This is a genomic window from Mycolicibacterium wolinskyi (assembly GCF_002101965.1).
In the GTDB taxonomy this organism is placed as follows: domain Bacteria; phylum Actinomycetota; class Actinomycetes; order Mycobacteriales; family Mycobacteriaceae; genus Mycobacterium; species Mycobacterium wolinskyi.
In genome coordinates, this window is the sequence record NZ_LQQA01000029.1 from 377,722 (window position 1) to 395,845 (window position 18,124).

Genomic DNA, 18,124 nt, shown 5'->3' on the forward strand with positions numbered 1-18,124 from the left:
GAAAAATAAGAGCAACTTAAGGTCACGGTAAGGCAGAGGAAGGGCGGCGTCCACCGCTACCTTGACGTCGAGAAACCGCGGTAAGGACTACGTCACGACCGGTGGAAACGCCATGCGGCGTACGCGATGGCGGCGCCCACCACCAGGATGATCGGCCCGAGGACCGACCACGTGGTGGTGTTGCTCATCGGGCTGCCGCCGACGACACCGAAGCCCTGCAGTGCAAAGAGCAGACCGCACAGCGCGATGAACACACCGACAATGCCGAACACGACGACGAGAGCCCTGCGCACACCGCCGACAGTACTCGCTACCGGATCGACAATCCGGTCAGCGCGCGCGAGATCACCAGGCGCTGAATCTCGCTCGTCCCTTCGAAGATCGTGAAGATCTTGGCGTCGCGGTGCATGCGCTCGACCGGATAGTCGCGGGTGTAGCCGTTGCCGCCGAGGATCTGGATGGCCTCGTCGGTCACGTAAACGGCGGTCTCGCTGGCCACGAGCTTGGCCATCGACCCTTCGGCGGAGTCGAAGTTCTGGTTGTTGCGGGCCATCCAGCCGGCTCGCCACACCAGCAGCCGCGCGGCGTCGATCCGGCTCTTCATGTCGGCGAGCTTGAACGCGACAGCCTGGAACTCGCCGATCTTACGGCCGAATTGCTCACGCTGGCAGGCGTAGTCGAGGGCGTACTCGTAGGCCGCGCGCGCCACGCCGACCGCCATGGCGCCGACGCTCGGCCGGGTGCGTTCGAAGGTCCTCATCGCGGCCTGCCCGCGGGCCGACGAACCGGACTTGACGCGGGCGATCCGCTCCTCGAACTTCTCCCGGCCGCCGAGGATGAGATCTTCCGACAACCGGACGTTGTCGAGCACCACCTCGGCCGTGTGCGATGCCCGGATGCCGTGCTTCTTGAATTTCTGTCCTTGCACGAGGCCGTGCGTGCCGGGCGGGATGATGAACGTCGCCTGGCCGCGGGAGCCGAGTTCGGGGTAGACCGACGCAACCACGATGTGGACGTTGGCGATGCCGCCGTTGGTGGCCCAGGTCTTGGTGCCGTTGAGTACCCACTCACGCGTTGCCTCGTCCCACCGGGCCCGGGTGCGAATGGCGCCGACGTCGGATCCCGCATCGGGTTCCGACGAACAGAACGCGCCGAGCTTCGGTTCGTCGGCGGTGCCGAACATCTCCGGCAGCCAGCGGCCGAGTTGTTCGGGAGTTCCGTTGCCCGCCAAGGCCGCTGCCGCCAGTCCCGTGCCCAGAATCGACAGTGCGATGCCCGCGTCGCCCCAGAACAACTCCTCGAAGACCGTGAGCATGCCGAGGCCCGACGGCTCGGCCGCCTGCTGGGCGAACAGTTCGGGGGAGTAGAGGCCGACCTTGGCGGCCTCCTGGATCACCGGCCACGGCGTCTCTTCGCGCTCATCCCATTCCGCGGCGGCGGGCCGGACGACGTCGGCCGCGAACCGGTGCACCCAGTCTCGGACCTCGATCACGTCGTCGCTGAGTTGTAGTGAGAACGTCACGGCTTTACTCCTGAATATGGTTGGGGTTCAACGGTTGTGCAGTCGGTGTTGTTCGATAAGGCTGACCGTCTGGACCACCCACGCCTCGAAGTAGCGGTCGTGGTCGACGTTGCCGGGGGAACGCCCGGTCAGCGCCCGCAGTGTCGCGGCGTAGGAAAGTGATGCGATCGCGACCGCCGCACTGGCCTCGGGGTCGGGAATGTTCGTGCGGCCGGCGCGGTTGGACGCCGTCAGCTCGTCGGCGAATCGTTGGTAGGCGTTGTCGGTGATGACCTGCCACGTCTTCTGATCGAGTTCGCCGAGTTCGTGCGGCTCGCGCAACATGACCCTGAGCAGTTCCTCGCTCTGGGTCAGATTGGTCCAGATCAGCTCGCCGGCGCTGCGCACGGCGTCCTCGACTGACCTGGGCTTTCCGGCATCGAACTCTTCGCGCGCGGCGACGATGCTGTCGATGCGGTGCGTGACGGCGGCCTCGAGAAGCTCGCGCTTGGAGCCGAAATGCTTGTACAGCGCACCCGACCCCGGCGCCAAGCCGGACTCCTGCTGGATCTCGGCCACCGACGTCGCCGCGTAACCCTTGGCGGCGAACAGCTTGAGCGCCGCGGCCAAGAGCCGGTCTCGTCCCGTGGGCATGGTGAGAGAGTACTCACTCACCTTTGTGCGCGCACGGCGGGTGGCCGGTAGCAGCCTCCGCAGTCGATGAATGTTGGACATTACGCTGACCTCACATTCGACCGGATCGTATTTGTGCAGGTAAGGGCTATTTAGTCGGATGCTCCGATGAGCACAAGGCGCATTGGCCGACGAACTGCAATGTAAATGTTGGACCTTGCACCAAATGTCCAACAGAAGTTATGGTGTCGAATGTAGACGTAGTCCGCGTTACACCGGTGCCGAATTCCGCACCGGGTCATACTTCGTCAAGAGAGGAAGCGGCGTGGCAAACGCAACGAAGCGTCCGGACACCTCGATCTCCCGTGTCGCCGCCGCCAGCCTGGTCGGCACGACCATCGAGTTCTTCGACTTCTTCATCTTCGGGACAGCTGCGGCCCTGGTCTTCAGCAAGCTGTTCTTCCTGGATCTGAGCCCGCTCATCGGAACGCTGTCGTCGTTCGCGACCTTCGGCGTCGCATTCGCTGCCCGGCCGCTCGGCGCCTTGATCTTCGGACACTTCGGTGACCGGATCGGCCGCAAACACATGCTCGTCATCAGCCTGCTGATGATGGGTGTCGGCACCGTCGCCGTCGGGCTGCTACCCACCTACGAGCAGGTCGGCATCCTGGCGCCGATCCTGCTCGTGGTGTGCCGGCTCCTGCAGGGCCTCGCGCTCGGCGGGGAATGGGGCGGTGCGGTCCTGATGGCAGTCGAGCACGCGCCCAAGGGCAAGCGGGCCTTCTACGGCAGCTGGCCCCAGGTCGGCGTGCCGTTCGGCCTCGTACTCGCGACCGCGATGTTCTTCCTCGTCCAGTTACTCCCCGAGGACGCCATGATGGCGTGGGGCTGGCGAATTCCGCTCATCTTCAGCGCCGTTCTCGTCCTGACCGGCCTCTACATCCGGCTCAAGCTCGAAGATTCGCCCGCGTTCCGTTCCCTCAAGGAGAACCGGCAGGAGGAGCGATTCCCGGCGGGCGTGGTGTTCCGCAGAGCATGGAAGGGTGTCGTCCTCGGTGCCCTCTCGATCGCGGCAGCCAACATCCCGTTCTACATGGCCACGGTGTTCGCGCTGACCTACGGCGTGGGTGACGGCATCGGCCGCAACACGGTACTCGGCGCGGTGTGCGTGGCATCGGTCCTGCAGATGGCGACGATTCCGATGGCTGGGATGCTGTGCGACCGGTTCGGCAGGCGACCGCTGCTCATGGTCGGCGCGGCCGCGACGATCGCGTTGGGATTCCCGTTCTTCTGGCTCATCGACACGCACAACACTGCCGCAATCTTCTTGGCACTGGTGCTCGCCCTGCCGATCTGCCACACCCTCACCTACGCGCCGATGGCGAGCTTCCTGCCAGAGATCTTCCCGACGCAGCTGCGCTACAGCGGTGCGGGCATCGCCTACACGATCGGCGGCCTGATGTTCAGTGCGCCGGTGCCGTTCGTGGCCACCGCACTGTTCGGCACTTTCGAGGCCGCGTGGCCATTGTCGGTCTACATCATGATCGGCGGCGTGCTGACCTTGTTCGCCGTGTGGGTGTCGCGGGAAACCGTCAACGACGACATCGACTGGGTGACCCGTCCGAATGTGAAAGACGTTCTGCGCACGAACGATTCACTGCAAGACGAGATCACCGGCGAGCCGGTGCCGAGCGTGCGGGCGAAATGACAGCGAAACCGTCAGGAAGAAACAGCACCATGACCTCCACAACCGCCGGACCGCTGAACGGCGTCAAGGTCGTCGACATGACGACCTCGTACGCCGGACCCACCGCCGCGATGTATCTGGCAGACCTCGGCGCCACGGTCGTCAAGGCGGAGCGTCCCGGACATGGTGACGACGCCCGCGGTTGGGGTCCGCCGTTCGTCGACGGAACCTCGGCCTGGTTCGCATCGGCCAATCGCAACAAGCAGTCACTCGTGCTCGACCTGCGCACCGACGGCGGCCGCGATGTGCTTTTGCGCCTGCTCGACACCGCCGACGTCTTCCTGCAGAACATGAACCCGGCCAAGCTGGTGCGCATGGGCATCGACGCCGACACGCTGCACGCGCGCAACCCCCGCCTCGTCTACTGCGCGATGTCGGGGTTCGGCCTGGACGGCCCGGACAGTGACCTTCCCGGTTACGACCTTGTGGCTCAAGCACGTTCGGGCCTGATGTCGGTCACCGGGGAGAAGGGCCGCAGTCCGCAGCGAGTGTCGACCGCACTGTCGGACGTCGTGACGGGCATGTGTGCCGCGATCGCGATCAGCGCCGCGCTGGTGCGCCAGACTCGATCGGGTGAGGGCGAGACGATCGACGTCTCGTTGCTCGACACCGACCTGGCCCTGATGGCCCCGCGGATCGCGGCCTTCCACGCGGGCGAGCCCGAGCCGGCACCTAGCGGCGGCACGGACTCGGTGCTGGCGGTGTATCAGCCGTTCGAAGCGGCCGACCGCACGATCGTGGTCGCGATCGGCAACGATGCCATGTGGCAGCGGTTCTGCGCGGCCGTCGACCTGCCTGACCTGGCGGCCGATCCGGCACTGGCCGACAACGCCGGCCGACGCGCGCACCGGCCCAGGATCACCGCGGTGATCGCCGAGCGGCTCGCGACGCGCACCGCCGCGGACTGGGTCCGCATCCTCGGTGAGGTCGATGTGCCGGTCTCGCTGGTCCAAACTCTCTCGGAAGTGGTCAAGGATCCACAAGTGGTATCGCGGGGTTCACTGATGCCGGTGCCCGAATCCGCCGAACGCCTGGTCACCGTCCGCAGCCCGTTCCGGCTCGGAGGCGTCGCCGTTCGCAATGAGCGATTCCCGGACCTCGGTGCCGACTCGCGCCGAATACTGGAAGAACTCGGCTACGGTTCCGACGACATAGCCGGGCTCCTCGCCGCGGGTGCTGTCGCGGAGCCCGACCTCACCCGGGAGGCGGTCTCGTGAGCACGCTGAACATCGATCGCGTCGGCGACATCACGACGCTGACCATCAACCGTCCCGAAGCGTTCAACGCCCTCAACAGCGAGGTCGTCTCGGGTCTCGCGGCCGCGGTGCGCGACGCCGCCGACGATCCAGGGGTGCGTGCTGTCATCGTCACCGGGGCGGGGGAGAAGGCGTTCAGCGCGGGCGCCGACCTCAAAGAACTCGCGGGTATGGGACCCGATCTGGCACACGAGACGATGAGCCGCGGTCAGCAGGCGTTCCGCGCCATCGAGCGGGCCGCCATCCCGGTGATCGCGGCGGTCAACGGCGTCGCGCTGGGCGGCGGCTTCGAGCTGGTCCTGGCATGCACGATTCCGGTGCTGTCGACGAAGGCCTCCATGGGCCTGCCCGAGTCGGGGCTCGGCCTCATTCCCGGTTACGGTGGTACTCAGCGGCTTCCGCGGGTGGTTGGGGAGAAAGTGGCCGCTCATTTCATGCTCACCGGGACCAGGCTCGACGCCGACCGCGCCTATGCATTGGGGTTGACCCCGGTGCCGCCGGTCGAGCCGGCGGAACTACTGTCGACCGCGACGGCTGTCGCGGAGAACATTGCCGGGCAGGGGCCACTGGCGGTGCGCGCGATCCTGCATGCGCTGGACGTGGGCCGCGACGGGCCGATCGATGCCGGACTCGGTGTGGAGACCGGCCTGGCCGCCCTGGCAATCTCGGGTGAGGAGTCCACCGAGGGCATCGCAGCGTTTCTCGAACGCCGGCCGGCGAAGTTCGCCAATCCGGAAGGACGGATGTGATCATCGAGCCACTCGATCTCGATACCGACCCCAAGGCCTACATCGCCCTGCACACGCTGCTGGACGAGCCGGCCGCCGATGCTGGCCTCAGCGAGCGTGAACTACAGGTGCGCACGCTCGCGCGTGATGTCGTCGCCCGCGAGATCGCCCCGCGTGCGGCTCATCTCGACCGCACCCACGAATTCGCGCACGACAGCGTCCAGGCACTCGCCGCAGAAGGATTGTGCGGCTTGATCTTCCCCGAACATCTCGGCGGTACCGGCGATACGAATGTCGCGTACGCGGTGGCGATGGAGGAGATCACCGCCGGATGTGCGGCGACGAGCCTGGTGTTCATGACACAGATGCACGTCGCCTACCCGATCATGCTCGCGGGCTCGGAAGACCTGCAGCAGCGCTACATCCCGGGACTGCTCGACGGGTCCCGCTACGGTTCGTTGGGCATCACCGAACCCGATGCCGGCTCCGACGTCTCGAGCCTGACGACCACCGCGACCCCAACCGCTGACGGCTGGTCGATCAGCGGCCAGAAGACCTTCATCACCACCGGTGACCGCGGAGACGTCATCATCTGCTTCGCCACCGTAGACCGGACCGCGGGCCGTAACGGCATCACGGCCTTCGTGGTCGACGGCGGCTGGGACGGGGTCGGCCACGGCCGGCCGTTCGAGAAGATGGGCATGCACGGGTCCAGCACTGCGGAACTGTTTTTCGATCAGGTGGCGGTGCCCCGAGACCATCTGCTCGGCGAGGAGGGCCGGGGCTGGTCGGTCGTGATGAGCTCGGTCGTGAAGTCCCGGATCAGCGCCGCCGCGCAGGGCGTGGGGCTCGCCCGCGCGGCGTATGCCCGGACCCTGGCAGCCTTGATCCGCATGCACGGAACACGCCTGCCGGATGAAGACACCTTCGCACTGGCGGACCTGCGCGGCCGAATCCTACAGGGCCGCTTGTTGTTACACGCGGTCGCCCGTCAGGTCGACATCAATCCGGACGTCACGCCGGGCCAGATCGGCATCATGAAACAGAGCTGCACCGACCTGGGCTTCACGGCCGCGGTACAGGCCTGCCGGATCCTCGGTCCGTACGGCGACCTCGAAGTACTCGGCGTCGAGCGGTGCCTGCGTGACGCCAAGGTCACCCAGATCTACGACGGCACCAACGAGATCCAGCGACTGCTCGTCGGACGCGAGATCACCCGCGCGATAGGGGAATTGGCATGACCGATCTGACCGGAAAAGTAGCGATCGTGACAGGTGCCGGACGTGGCCTCGGCCGGGCGATGGCCCACGGGCTGGCGCGGGCCGGCGCTGCGGTCACGGTCGCGGCTCGGACGGCAAGCGAACTCGACAGCTTCGTCGACGAGGTGAAAGCGGCCGGCGGCCAGGCCCTGGCCTGCCCGACCGACATCACCGACGAGGCGTCGGTCGAGCGCATGGCCGACGCGACCGTCGAGACCTTCGGCCGCATCGACGTTCTCGTGAACAACTCGGGCATCGTCGCATCGACACCGCTGATCGACCAATCCGCCGACGAATGGGACCGTGTGGTCGCCACCAACCTGCGCGGCACCTTCCTCGCCACCAAGGCCGCCGGGCGCCACCTCGTCGCCCAGGGATCCGGCAAGGTCGTCAACATCGCCTCCAACTTCGCCCTGCAGGGCGTGGCCAACCACGCGGCATACTCGGCGTCCAAGGCCGGTGTCATCGCCTTCACCCGATCGATGGCCATCGAATGGTCCCGGCACAACATCCAGGTGAATGCGCTCGCGCCCGGCTACTTCGCGACACCCCTCAACGCGGAGATGCGTGCCGACGCCGACACGCTGGCCAAGGTGGTGCGGGCGATCCCGGCCCGCCGGATGGGCGAACCGGACGAACTCACGTCATGGCTGCTGCTACTGGCAAGCCGCGCATCGGACTTCATGACCGGCGAAGTGATCGTGATCGACGGCGGCCAGAGCGTCCGCTGAGACAACCAGGAGACAATCGTGACCAACGACACGAAGACCGTCGCGGTCCTCGGCGCGGGAACCATGGGCTCCGGCATCGCCACGGTGATGGCCCGCGCCGGACATTGCACCATCCTCTACGACATCGACGAGACCAACCTCAAGCGCGGCATCGATACCGTGCACGGCTTCTTCGACAAGAGCGTGCGCATCGGCAAGCTGGACGAGGCGGCAGGCCGTGCAGCCAAAGAAACCCTGTCCGGCAGCACCGATCTCAACGACCTGGCACCGTGTGACGTCGTCGTGGAGGCAGTGTTCGAAGATCTCGCCCTCAAGAAGGAGACGTTCGGCAGGCTCGACGGCATCGTGTCGGCGTCCACGCTCTTCCATACGAACACCTCCACGCTGCCGGTGACCGGAATCGCCTCGGGCTCAAGGCTGCCCGAACGGGTGGTCGGCACGCACTACTGCAATCCGGCGCCCTTGATGAAGCTCGTCGAGGTGGCCGACGGCAGGCACACCGCCAACTGGGCGCACAAGGCGACGGTCGAGTTCCTCGCGTCGCTGGGCAAGACGAGCGTCGTGACCAAGGACCGGCCCGGCTTCATCGTCAACCGGTTCCTCATCCCGTGGGAGAACTCCTGCATTCACGCACTGGAGGCCGGCTGGGGTACCAAGGAGTCGATCGACGCCGCGGTGCTCGGTGCCCTCGGCCACCCGATGGGTCCGTTCCGGCTGCTCGACATCGTCGGCATGGACATCCACCAGCAGGTCGCCACCCGGCTGTACGAGCAACTGCGTGATCCGCGTTTCTTCCCGCCGCCGATGGTCGAACGGATGGTCGCAGCAGGCGATCTGGGCCGCAAGACCGGTCGCGGATTCTATGAGTACGACGACACCCGGCTGTTCGGGTCGTGAGGAGTGAGATGAATACCGCCGCTGCAGAATTCACCACCGTCGGGCTGCTGGGGCTCGGCACCATGGGCGCGGGCATCGCCCAGGTGTTCGCCGCCTCGGGTCGCGACGTCGTCGTTCTGGAAACGGATCAGGACCGCATCGCCGCGGGGCTGGCTGTCATCGAGCGATTCCTCGACGGCGGTATCGCGAAAGGCAAGATCACCGAAGCCGACAAGGCCGCTGTCCTCGCCCGGATCAGCGCCACCACCGAGGCGGCCGATCTGGCCTCCGTCGACCTCGTGGTGGAGTCGGTCACCGAGGACCCCGACATCAAGAAGGCACTGCTCGGAAAGGTCGCCGAAGTCGTCGGCGATCAAACACCGATCTGCACCAACACCTCGGCGCTGTCGGTCACCGATCTGGCTGCCGCACTGCCGAATCCGGCGCGCGTGGCGGGTTTGCACTTCTTCAACCCGGCACCGCTCATGCGCACGGTCGAGGTGGTTCGGGCTCTGCAGACCGACGATGCACTCATCGACCGTCTCGTCGCGCTCGTCGACACATTCGGTGACAAGGACGCCATCGTGGTGAAGGACCGGCCGGGCTTCCTCGTCAACGCCCTGCTGCTGCCCTACCTCAACGACGTCATCACCGAACTCGACGACGGGCTGGCCACCGCCGAGGACATCGACACCGCGATCAAGCTCGGGCTCGGCTACAAGGCCGGCCCACTGGAACTGCTCGACATGATCGGCCTCGACGTGCAGCTGCATGCGACCGAGGCTGCCTACGCCGCGACACGCGATCCGCGCTACGCACCGCCGCCGCTGCTGCACCAGATGGTGGCCGCGGGCCGGCTCGGGAACAAGACCAACAACGGATTCCGCACCCACGATTCGGAGAACAGCTGACATGAGCTACGACGACATCCTGACTCAGACCGACGGCCCGGTGCTCACCATCACCATCAACCGGCCGGAGGCGGGCAACAAGTTCCGGCGTCAGACGTGCCTCGAGTTGTTCGACGCGCTGCAGAAGTTCCGCCTCGACCGTGACCTGCGCGCGGCGGTACTGACGGGTGCCGGCGAGAAGTTCTTCTGCATCGGCGGCGAACACGATCCGGTGACGTCGCTCGACCAATCGCAGGTGTTGCCGATCATCGACGTGTACCAGGCGATCGACACCATCCCGAAGCCGATCATCGCGGCGGTCAACGGTTTTGCCGTCGGCGGCGGCAACGTGCTCCACACCGTGTGCGATCTGTCGATCGCCTCGAGCAACGCGGTGTTCCGGCAGGTCGGCCCGATGGTCGGGAGCTTCGATGCCGGTTACGGAACCTGGTACCTCGAAGACACGATCGGCCGTAAACGGGCCAAGGAGATGTGGTACCTCAACAACAAATACACCGCCGCACAGGCAGCGGCCATGGGGTTGGTCAACGAGGTTGTCGAGCCGGGCGAACTGGCCGCCCGGGCCACCGAAGTCGCGCGGGAGATCTCGACCCGCAGCCCGCTGGCGATCGGCGCGCTGAAAGGCGCGTTCTCGGCGCGCCACAACGGCGTATCGGGCCAGGCCCGGATGGCCCACGACCAACAGCTCACCCTGTACCTGCAGACGCAGGAGGCGCATGAGGTCAGTGCCTCGTTCGGCGAACGCAGGCAACCCAAGACCGAGAGCTTCTGGTCGTGAGCTCTTCGGCGCGATGGTGGGGCCCCGCGGTCGACGACGATGGCCGCGGCCTGCAGACCATGCTCGACGAATTCATCGCCGCGCACGCACCCGTGCTCGACGACGATTCCGCGGCGGTCGCCGCGCTCGTGGGAGAGCTGGCCGAACTCGGGGTCTGGACCCTGGGCACTGCCGAATCGGCCGGCGGCGGCGGAGCCGACCGCACCCTGACAACGGTGGCGTTCGAACGCCTCGGCCGGTCCTGGCCCGCACTGGGTTGGGCTGCGGTGCAGGCACATACCGCGGTCGACGTGCTCGCGACCGATCCCCGGTTCAGCAGTCTGGTCGCCAAACTGCACGCCGGCACCACCGCGGTGGCGGTGGTCGACACCGAATCACCCCATGTCCGCCTGGAGTTCAGTGGCGATGCGATCAGCGGGACGGTGGACCGGGTCGACGCCGCGGCCGACGCGCCGCACCTACTCGTGCTGCTCGACGCCACCAGTGCCGCGCTCATCGAGCCTGCGGCGTTCACCCCGAAGGCGTTGCGCCGCACCGGTTTGAGTGGTGCCCTCACTCGATCCCTGGAGGTCGATGCGAACGGCACGCACGTGCACCGACTCGGCGCGGTGGATGTCGACGCGGCCCGGGTGCGGCTGCGCCTCGGGGTCGCCGCGGTTGCCGCGGGCATCGCCGGGGTGGCAGCCGATGCGGCGGCCTCCTACTCGGCGGACCGCCGCCAGTTCGGCGACACGCTCACGGCGATCTCGACCGTGCGCCAGTCGTTGATGGAACAAACCGCGCGTGCCGTTCTCATCCTCGGCGCGGTGCTTGGCGCCGGCGAAGACCCCGTGCAGGCCGCCGCGGTCGCCATGCACGCACTCGACGCCGCGATCGATGTCGCGGCCGGAGCACTCCAATCCCACGGTGGTTACGGCTATCTCGCCGAATACAGCGCCGAGCGGCATCTTCGCGATGCCGTGTCGTTGCGGGCCGCGGCCGCCATCGGAGGACAGGTCACCGCGGCCGCCCGAACACTGGTCGGCGCCACTGCGAAAACCCTCGCGAAGTAAGGACACATGATGACAGCACCGACCCAGCGCCGGTTGGCCGACGTGCTCGACGGGCAGTACACGCCCATCGACGACACCACTGCCGCGCGGTGGCGCGCCGAAGGCTGGTGGGAGGACCGCACGATCCGGTCACTGCTCAGCGACGCCGCGGCCGCGCACCCCGACCGCGTGGCGTTGGTGGGCCACCGCACGGATGGCGACAAGGTCACCCGCACCTACCGTGAGTTCGACCGCAACGCCAATCATGTCGCGAGCGTCTTGGCGTCGCTGGGCGTGCAGACCGGTGACGCGGTCGTGGTCATGCTCCCCAACTGGGTCGAATACCCGGAGTTCATCTTCGGTATCAACGAGATCGGCGCCATCTACGCGGGCATCCCCGTCGCCTACGGCGAACAGCAGGCGGCCGCGATCCTGCGGCGCAGCAAGGCCAAGGTGCTGGTGATACCGCGGCGCTGGCGCAGCAACGAGCATCTGGAACTGTCCCGCCGCTTGCGTGCCGAGATCCCAACCCTGCGCCACGTGATCGTGCTCGACGACGACGGATCCGATCTGCAGGCCGGGGAATCGCGGTGGGCCGATCACTCTGACGTACCCGCGCGAGAATTCCCGGCGCCGGACCCGGACCGAATCTGCTACCTGGGCTTCACCTCGGGCACCACGGGAGAACCCAAGGGCGCCATGCACAGTCACAACACGCTGGTGTACGCCGTGCGCAGACAGGCCGAGCACGTCGGACCGAAACTTTTCGGCGATCCGATGGTGCACCTCGTGGCATCACCGATGGGACACCACACCGGATTCGCATGGGGAGGCGTACTGACCGTTCTCCTCGCGGGCACGGCAGTGCACGTCGACCGGTGGGAGCCGGAGTGGGGAACCCGGGTCATCCGCGAGGAAGGTGTCACGGCATTCTTCGGCGCACCGACGTTCCTGCAGGACATGGTGCGCACCGACCTGGCCGGTGATCCGGATTGCCCGCTGCGGTGCCTCGTGATTGCCGGTGCCCCGGTGCCGCGCAATCTGCCCGTGCAGGCGGGAGAGGCGTTGGGCGCCTACATCTGTCCGGCCTGGGGTCTGACCGAGTGCAGCATCATGAGCTCGTGCACACCGCACGAGCCGGAGGCGATTCAGCGCACCGACGGATCCATCTTCGCCGGCTCGGAGGTCAAGGTCGTCGATGAGAACGGCGACAGTCTGCCCGCAGGCGTGGTGGGCGACCTGCTGATGCGAGGTCCTGGTGTCGTGTACGGCTACTACGACCGGCCCGATGCCACGCGCGACGCCTACCTGCCCGACCTGTGGTTCAAGACCGGTGATCGTGCCGACCTCGACGAGAATGGCTGGCTGCGCCTGCGTGGCCGCAGTAAGGACATCATCATCCGCGGCGGCGAGAACATCCCGGTCACCGATGTCGAATCGGTCATCTTCGATCATCCCGACGTCCTCAACGCCGCAGTCATCGGAATACCCGACGACCGACTGGGTGAGCGGGTCTGTGCGGTGCTGGTGGTCAAACCGGGCCGCCCAGAACTCTCGGTTCAGGCGCTGTCCGATTACCTTCTCGCGCAGGGTTTGTCGAAGCACTACCTGCCCGAGAAGGTCGTGCACCTCGACGAGCTGCCGATGACGCCGAGCGGAAAGATCCAGAAGTTCAAGTTGAGGGAGACCTACTCGTGAGCGCCACGTTGCCGCTGGCGGGAGTGAAGGTACTCGATCTGTCCACGTTGTTGCCCGGACCGCTGGCCACCCTGATGCTCGCCGAGGCCGGAGCCGACGTGGTCAAGCTCGAACGGCCCGGGCGCGGTGACGAGATGCGCAGTTACGAACCGAAGTTCGGTGAGGTGAGTGCCAACTACGCGGTGCTGAACCGCGGCAAGCGAGCCTTCGCGGTCGACTTCAAGGATCCGGTTCAACGGGATCGCGTGCTCGAACTGGCGGCCGAAGCCGACGTCGTGATGGAGCAGTTCCGGCCGGGCGTGGCCGATCGCCTCGGTCTCGGTTATGAGGCGATGAGGGCACGTAATCCGAGCGTGGTGTACTGCTCGATCACCGGCTACGGTCCCACCGGCCCGAAGGCCTCGCATGCCGGCCACGATCTGAATTACCTTGCCTCCTCAGGTCTGCTCGGCGTGGTCACCGACAGCACGGGCTCGCCCAACCTTCCGGTCAGCGTTCTCGCCGACATCGCGGCGGGGACTTATCCCGCGGTCGTCAACGTTCTGCTCGCCCTGCGGACGGCCGAGCGGACCGGCAGCGGAACTCATCTGCAGATCTCGATGACCCACAACCTGCAGACACTGGCCTACGGCTACATCGCCGCCCATCAGGCCGGTGGCTCCTGGCCACGACCGGGAGCCGAGCAGCTCACCGGCGGCAGTCCGCGCTACCAGATCTACCCCACGGCCGACGGCCGACATGTCGCCTGCGCGGCGCTGGAGCAGAAGTTCTGGGACCGTCTCGTCGAAATCGTGGGCCTGGAGGACAAGTTCCACGACGACGCCGGCCAGGAACAGGCCGTGATCGCCGCGCTCGGTTCGGTTTTCGAGGCCCACCCGGCTCAGCACTGGCGCGACCTGCTGGACGGTGAGGATGTCTGCACCGTCGTCGTCAACACGTGGGACGAGGCGGTGGGCGCGGGTCTGGTCGACGTCGACGCACCCGAACGGGTGTCGCAACCCGGCAACCCCGCGGTGTCGGTCCCCACCCTGCCGAGCTCGTTGGCTCCCGACCTGCGGAGCGCGGGGACCACCAAGGCGTATCCGGCGCTCAACCCGTTGCCCGCGACATCCCTCTGGGCCTGAGCCCACAATCGTTCGCCGAAAGGACATTTCATGCGTGCTGCACTGGTCAAGGAATTCGGGCCACCCTCCAGCATCGTGGTCGAGGACGTCGCCGACTTGCAGCCCGGTGCCGGCGAGGTCTTGATCGAGGTCGGCGCCGTCAGCATCAATTTCCCGGACATCCTCGTCGTCGAAGGCACCTATCAGAACCTGCCGGCGCGGCCGTTCAGCCCCGGTAAAGAGGCCGCGGGCCGCGTGATAGCGGTCGGTGACGGCGTCAGCCGCGTGCGCGTGGGTCAGCGCGTACTCGCCCTCGTGGAGTACGGCGGCTACGCCGAACAGCTCGTGGTGCCAGAGGATCTGGTGATGGAGTTACCCGACGGCATGTCGTATGAAGCCGCTGCCGCGTTCGGGTTGGTGTACTCCACGGCCTACTTCGGCCTGCTGCGCCGCGGACAACTCAAACCCGGTGAGACCGTGCTCATCACCGGCGCGGGCGGCGGCGTGGGTTCGGCGGCCGTGCAACTCGCGAAGGCCTCGGGTGCACGCGTCATCGCCCTGGCCCAAGACGAGGCCAAAGCCGAGCTCGCGCGCAGCCAAGGCGCTGACGTCGCGCTGACATCGAAACCGGATACTCTGCGCGACGATCTGTTGGCCGCCACCGACGGTAAGGGCGTCGACGTCGTCATGGACATGCTCGGCGGTGACTTCTTGACCCAGATCATCCGGGCCACGGCATGGGAGGGCCGCATCGTCATCGTCGGATTCGCCTCCGGCAGCCAGAATCCCATCAAGCCGGGTCATATCCTGGTCAAGAGCATCAGTGTGATCGGGCTGCAGAGCAGCGACTATCGCGATCGAACCCCCGAGTTGATGCGGTCATCGATGGCCGAGATGTTCGCGCTCTACGAGCAGGGCAAGCTCGATGCCGCCGTCGACACCACGTTTCCGTTGGACAAGGTCGGGGATGCGCTGCAGTACGTGAAGGACGGACGCGTGCGGGGCAAGGTCGTCGTCACGACCGGCCGCGGCTGATGACGCTCTGGTTCGACGACCTGACGGTCGGCCGTGCGTGGTCGGGTGCCTCACGCACCGTGACCGAGGCGGATGTCGACGGGTTCGCCGAGTTGACCTGGGACCGTTTCCCGCTACACACCAGTGAGGAATTCGCCAAGCGGACAGCCTTCGGCACCCGCATCGCGCACGGTCTGCTGGGGTTGGCCTTCGCGCACGGCCTGATGTGGGCGAACACCCATGAACTCGATGACTCGGTGATCGCCTTCATCGGCATCCGGGACTGGAAATTCCTGGGTCCCATCTACTTCGGTGACACCATGCGCGTCGAGTACGAGGTCGTCGAACAGCGGCGGTCCACCACCAAGCCGGACCGCGGTGTGATCGAGTTCGCGGTACGGGTCATCAATCAGCACGGAGATGTTGTCCAGCAGGGCGTCAAGACGATGCTCATCGGATCGGAGAAGCAATGAATCTGCCCGCGCAAGTGGGGGTGTTCGGCGGGGGGCGAATGGGTGCCGGTATCGCGCACGCATTCCTGGTCGCCGGTGCCGCGGTGACGGTGATCGAAGCCGACGACGAAGCCGCGGCGGCAAGCGGTGCGCGTGTACGGGCCGGCCTTGCGAAGGCGGCTGAGCGGCATACGCTTTCGGAACCGCTCGACGGCGTCGCGGCACGCCTGACGGTCACGCCTGATGTGGCTGCCTTGGCCGGTGCGGCCCTGGTGGTGGAGGCCGTTCCGGAGAACGTGGACCTGAAGACGACGATACTGGCCAAGGTGGAGGAGGTGGCGCCCGAGGCTGCCCTGGCGACCAACACCAGTTCACTGTCGGTCGACCGGTTGGCATCCAATCTCAAACGCCCTGAGCGTTTCATCGGCCTGCACTTTTTCAACCCGGTGCCGGTCAGCGAGCTTGTCGAGATCGTCGTGGGTTCCAAGACTGCGTCCGATCTGGTTACCGCAGCGCAGTCCTGGGTGTCGTCGCTCGGCAAGACCGCGATCACGGTGACCGATTCGCCGGGCTTCGCCTCGTCGCGGTTGGGCGTCGCGATCGCGCTGGAAGCCATGCGGATGCTCGAGGACGGCGTCGCGACCGCCGAGGACATCGATACCGCGATGACGCTGGGTTACAAGCATCCGATGGGTCCGCTTCGCACCACCGACGTCGTGGGGCTCGATGTGCGCCTGGCCATCGCCGAGCATCTCGCCCGCGAGGTGGGACCGCGGTTCGAACCCCCGGCGATCCTCCGGGAGAAGGTCGCTGCGGGTCACCTGGGACGCAAGTCGGGTCAAGGCTTCTATTCGTGGTGATGCGCTAGCGGAACGTCATCATCGCCCGCGCGCCCGTGGCATCGGGAATGTCGAGGTGCGCGTGCTCGTTCACCGACACCACGGACACCCCCGTCGATCCCACGATCAACTTGGTGATCGACGCGTTGATCATGGTGCGGGACAAGCGGATCCAACTACTGGCAGGCAGATCCCAGATCTGGGCGAGGATCTGGGCGATCGTGCCGGACGAGGACACCGCGACGACTGTCTGGCCTGGCCCGGCGAGCTCGCTGACCGACTGCAGTGCGAGAGCGCACCGCCGCTGGTAGTCCTCGTAGGACTCGGCCACGGAGTACGGCAGTCCTTGCGGCGTGGTCCAATCATGCAGGGCCGCATCGACACTGGATTGCAGCTCGCGTCCGGCGCCCGTGGTGGCCAACTGCCCGCCGCCCAGGATCGCATCCATGTCGTACTCGTTCCAGTGCGGATTGCTCACCGGAGTTCCTTCGTGGGCGGCGGCGCGCAGGACGCATTCGAGTGTCTCCTCCTGTCGGGCAAGGTCACCCGAGATCGCGGCGGTGATCGAATCCACGCGGGCGGCGAGGGCTTTGCCGGTCGACGTGGCCTGCGCACGGCCCAGGTCGGTGAGCCCGCCGTCGGCGCGGGACCGGGCGGCGGCGCCGTAGGCCTGTGCGCGCGCCTGGCCGTGTCGCACGAGATAGACGACGCCCACCGTGGTCCTCCTTCTGTACAAACGTAGGCCGCTGAACGGCCCTCATGCTAATGTCGAACATTAAGTGATATTGCTGTGACGTTCAAAGGGTGGGCTATGGTCAGCGGGGCAACCAACGGGTCCAAGCAACGAATGATCGGGCAGGCTGTGCTGCGTCCGCGGCAGCAGGTCGAGGAAACCATCAGGGCCGCGATCCTGTCCGGCGAGCTACAGAGCGGTGAGATGCTGCCGCCCGAGGCGGAGTTGGCTCGGCAGTTCAACGTCAGTCGCACCACGTTGCGCGAGGCGTTGCGGGTCCTTACCTCCCAGCATCTGATCACCAAGATCCCGGGTGCGCGTGGCGGCAATTTCGTGCAATCCGTCGACTATCACTCGCTGGGGACGGTCATGACGGAGGCGGTCGACAACCTGCTCACGCTCGGCAGCATCCGCTTCGACGAGGTCGCCGACGTCCGCCAGTATCTCGAGGTGCCCGCGGTCCGGCTGGCTGCGATCCATCGGTCCGAGGACGATCTGGCCGGACTCACCGAGATCGTGGAACGGCAGAAAACGGCGTCGGTCGATGATCCCGAGATCCCCGACCTCGACCGCAAATTCCACACCTTGATCGCACGAGCGTCGGGCAACCGGGTTTTGGCGTCGTGCGTCGCCGCCCTGCATCACGCCACCGAACCCGTTCACTATCTCGATCTTTCGCCGGAAGTCGGAAAGCAGACGGTCCGCCAGCACGCCGCGATCCTGCGGGCGATCGACAAGCGCGACGCCGATGCCGCGGAGGCCGCCATCGTCGACCACCTCACCTACCTGCGCAAGCACATCGTCGCGCACCAGGCCGCGGAGTGACCTGAGTTC

General features: G+C 66.5%; 19 protein-coding genes. 15 read left to right on the forward strand and 4 right to left on the reverse strand.

Annotated features, from left to right (window positions below; translation table 11 throughout):
• Positions 1-92: 92 nt before the first annotated feature.
• From AWC31_RS22990 to AWC31_RS23000, 3 genes are read right to left on the reverse strand one after another with little or no spacing between them, the layout of a single operon-like run.
• The gene (locus AWC31_RS22990; protein ID WP_085146240.1) at positions 93-293 is read right to left on the reverse strand and encodes a hypothetical protein; all 201 of its coding nucleotides are present in this window, start codon (positions 291-293) and stop codon (positions 93-95) included.
• Between the two features lie 17 nt (positions 294-310).
• The gene (locus AWC31_RS22995; RefSeq protein ID WP_085146241.1) at positions 311-1,522 is read right to left on the reverse strand and encodes an acyl-CoA dehydrogenase family protein; all 1,212 of its coding nucleotides are present in this window, start codon (positions 1,520-1,522) and stop codon (positions 311-313) included.
• A gap of 27 nt (positions 1,523-1,549) precedes the next feature.
• Positions 1,550-2,155, reverse strand: coding sequence for a TetR/AcrR family transcriptional regulator (locus AWC31_RS23000; RefSeq protein WP_085146376.1), 606 nt, complete (start codon positions 2,153-2,155; stop codon positions 1,550-1,552).
• Positions 2,156-2,459: 304 nt separating this feature from the next.
• Here AWC31_RS23000 and AWC31_RS23005 point away from each other — a divergent pair, with 304 nt between their 5' ends.
• The 14 genes from AWC31_RS23005 to AWC31_RS23070 are packed head-to-tail and all read left to right on the forward strand — an operon-like array spanning position 2,460 to position 16,578.
• Positions 2,460-3,842 (forward strand): MFS transporter, encoded by a 1,383-nt coding sequence (locus AWC31_RS23005; protein WP_085146242.1) that lies wholly within the window; start codon positions 2,460-2,462, stop codon positions 3,840-3,842.
• A gap of 29 nt (positions 3,843-3,871) precedes the next feature.
• Positions 3,872-5,098 carry a CaiB/BaiF CoA transferase family protein gene (locus AWC31_RS23010; RefSeq protein WP_085146243.1) on the forward strand — a complete coding sequence of 409 codons (1,227 nt, stop codon included), beginning with the start codon at positions 3,872-3,874 and terminating at the stop codon, positions 5,096-5,098.
• Positions 5,095-5,886, forward strand: coding sequence for an enoyl-CoA hydratase/isomerase family protein (locus AWC31_RS23015; protein WP_085146244.1), 792 nt, complete (start codon positions 5,095-5,097; stop codon positions 5,884-5,886). The genes AWC31_RS23010 and AWC31_RS23015 overlap by 4 nt, the downstream gene beginning before the upstream one ends.
• Positions 5,883-7,106 (forward strand): acyl-CoA dehydrogenase family protein, encoded by a 1,224-nt coding sequence (locus AWC31_RS23020; protein WP_085146245.1) that lies wholly within the window; start codon positions 5,883-5,885, stop codon positions 7,104-7,106. Before AWC31_RS23015 ends, AWC31_RS23020 begins: the two co-directional genes overlap by 4 nt.
• Positions 7,103-7,855, forward strand: coding sequence for an SDR family NAD(P)-dependent oxidoreductase (locus AWC31_RS23025; RefSeq protein ID WP_085146246.1), 753 nt, complete (start codon positions 7,103-7,105; stop codon positions 7,853-7,855). Before AWC31_RS23020 ends, AWC31_RS23025 begins: the two co-directional genes overlap by 4 nt.
• Before the next feature lie 18 nt (positions 7,856-7,873).
• The gene (locus AWC31_RS23030) at positions 7,874-8,752 is read left to right on the forward strand and encodes a 3-hydroxyacyl-CoA dehydrogenase family protein (protein ID WP_085146247.1); all 879 of its coding nucleotides are present in this window, start codon (positions 7,874-7,876) and stop codon (positions 8,750-8,752) included.
• Positions 8,753-8,760: 8 nt separating this feature from the next.
• The gene (locus tag AWC31_RS23035; RefSeq protein WP_085146248.1) at positions 8,761-9,642 is read left to right on the forward strand and encodes a 3-hydroxyacyl-CoA dehydrogenase family protein; all 882 of its coding nucleotides are present in this window, start codon (positions 8,761-8,763) and stop codon (positions 9,640-9,642) included.
• Position 9,643: 1 nt separating this feature from the next.
• Positions 9,644-10,420: an enoyl-CoA hydratase-related protein gene (locus AWC31_RS23040; RefSeq protein ID WP_085146249.1), complete on the forward strand. Its 777-nt coding sequence runs from the start codon at positions 9,644-9,646 to the stop codon at positions 10,418-10,420.
• Positions 10,417-11,472, forward strand: coding sequence for an acyl-CoA dehydrogenase family protein (locus AWC31_RS23045; protein WP_085146250.1), 1,056 nt, complete (start codon positions 10,417-10,419; stop codon positions 11,470-11,472). The genes AWC31_RS23040 and AWC31_RS23045 overlap by 4 nt, the downstream gene beginning before the upstream one ends.
• A gap of 9 nt (positions 11,473-11,481) precedes the next feature.
• On the forward strand, positions 11,482-13,149 hold the full coding sequence (locus AWC31_RS23050) for an AMP-binding protein (protein WP_085146377.1): 1,668 nt from the start codon (positions 11,482-11,484) through the stop codon (positions 13,147-13,149).
• Positions 13,146-14,273, forward strand: a complete 1,128-nt coding sequence (locus AWC31_RS23055) for a CaiB/BaiF CoA transferase family protein (protein WP_085146251.1) — start codon at positions 13,146-13,148, stop codon at positions 14,271-14,273. Before AWC31_RS23050 ends, AWC31_RS23055 begins: the two co-directional genes overlap by 4 nt.
• A 30-nt stretch (positions 14,274-14,303) precedes the next feature.
• Complete coding sequence (locus tag AWC31_RS23060; protein ID WP_085146252.1) at positions 14,304-15,287, forward strand: NADPH:quinone oxidoreductase family protein; 984 nt, start codon at positions 14,304-14,306, stop codon at positions 15,285-15,287.
• A complete protein-coding gene (locus AWC31_RS23065; RefSeq protein ID WP_067857834.1) occupies positions 15,287-15,739 on the forward strand; it encodes a MaoC/PaaZ C-terminal domain-containing protein in 453 nt (150 codons plus the stop codon). Before AWC31_RS23060 ends, AWC31_RS23065 begins: the two co-directional genes overlap by 1 nt.
• Positions 15,736-16,578 carry a 3-hydroxyacyl-CoA dehydrogenase family protein gene (locus AWC31_RS23070; RefSeq protein WP_067857831.1) on the forward strand — a complete coding sequence of 281 codons (843 nt, stop codon included), beginning with the start codon at positions 15,736-15,738 and terminating at the stop codon, positions 16,576-16,578. The genes AWC31_RS23065 and AWC31_RS23070 overlap by 4 nt, the downstream gene beginning before the upstream one ends.
• A gap of 4 nt (positions 16,579-16,582) precedes the next feature.
• Here the strand turns inward: AWC31_RS23070 and AWC31_RS23075 are convergent, their stop codons facing one another.
• Positions 16,583-17,272: a histidine phosphatase family protein gene (locus AWC31_RS23075; RefSeq protein ID WP_067857827.1), complete on the reverse strand. Its 690-nt coding sequence runs from the start codon at positions 17,270-17,272 to the stop codon at positions 16,583-16,585.
• Positions 17,273-17,368: 96 nt separating this feature from the next.
• Here AWC31_RS23075 and AWC31_RS23080 point away from each other — a divergent pair, with 96 nt between their 5' ends.
• A complete protein-coding gene (locus AWC31_RS23080) occupies positions 17,369-18,115 on the forward strand; it encodes a FadR/GntR family transcriptional regulator (RefSeq protein ID WP_067857824.1) in 747 nt (248 codons plus the stop codon).
• Positions 18,116-18,124: the final 9 nt, after the last annotated feature.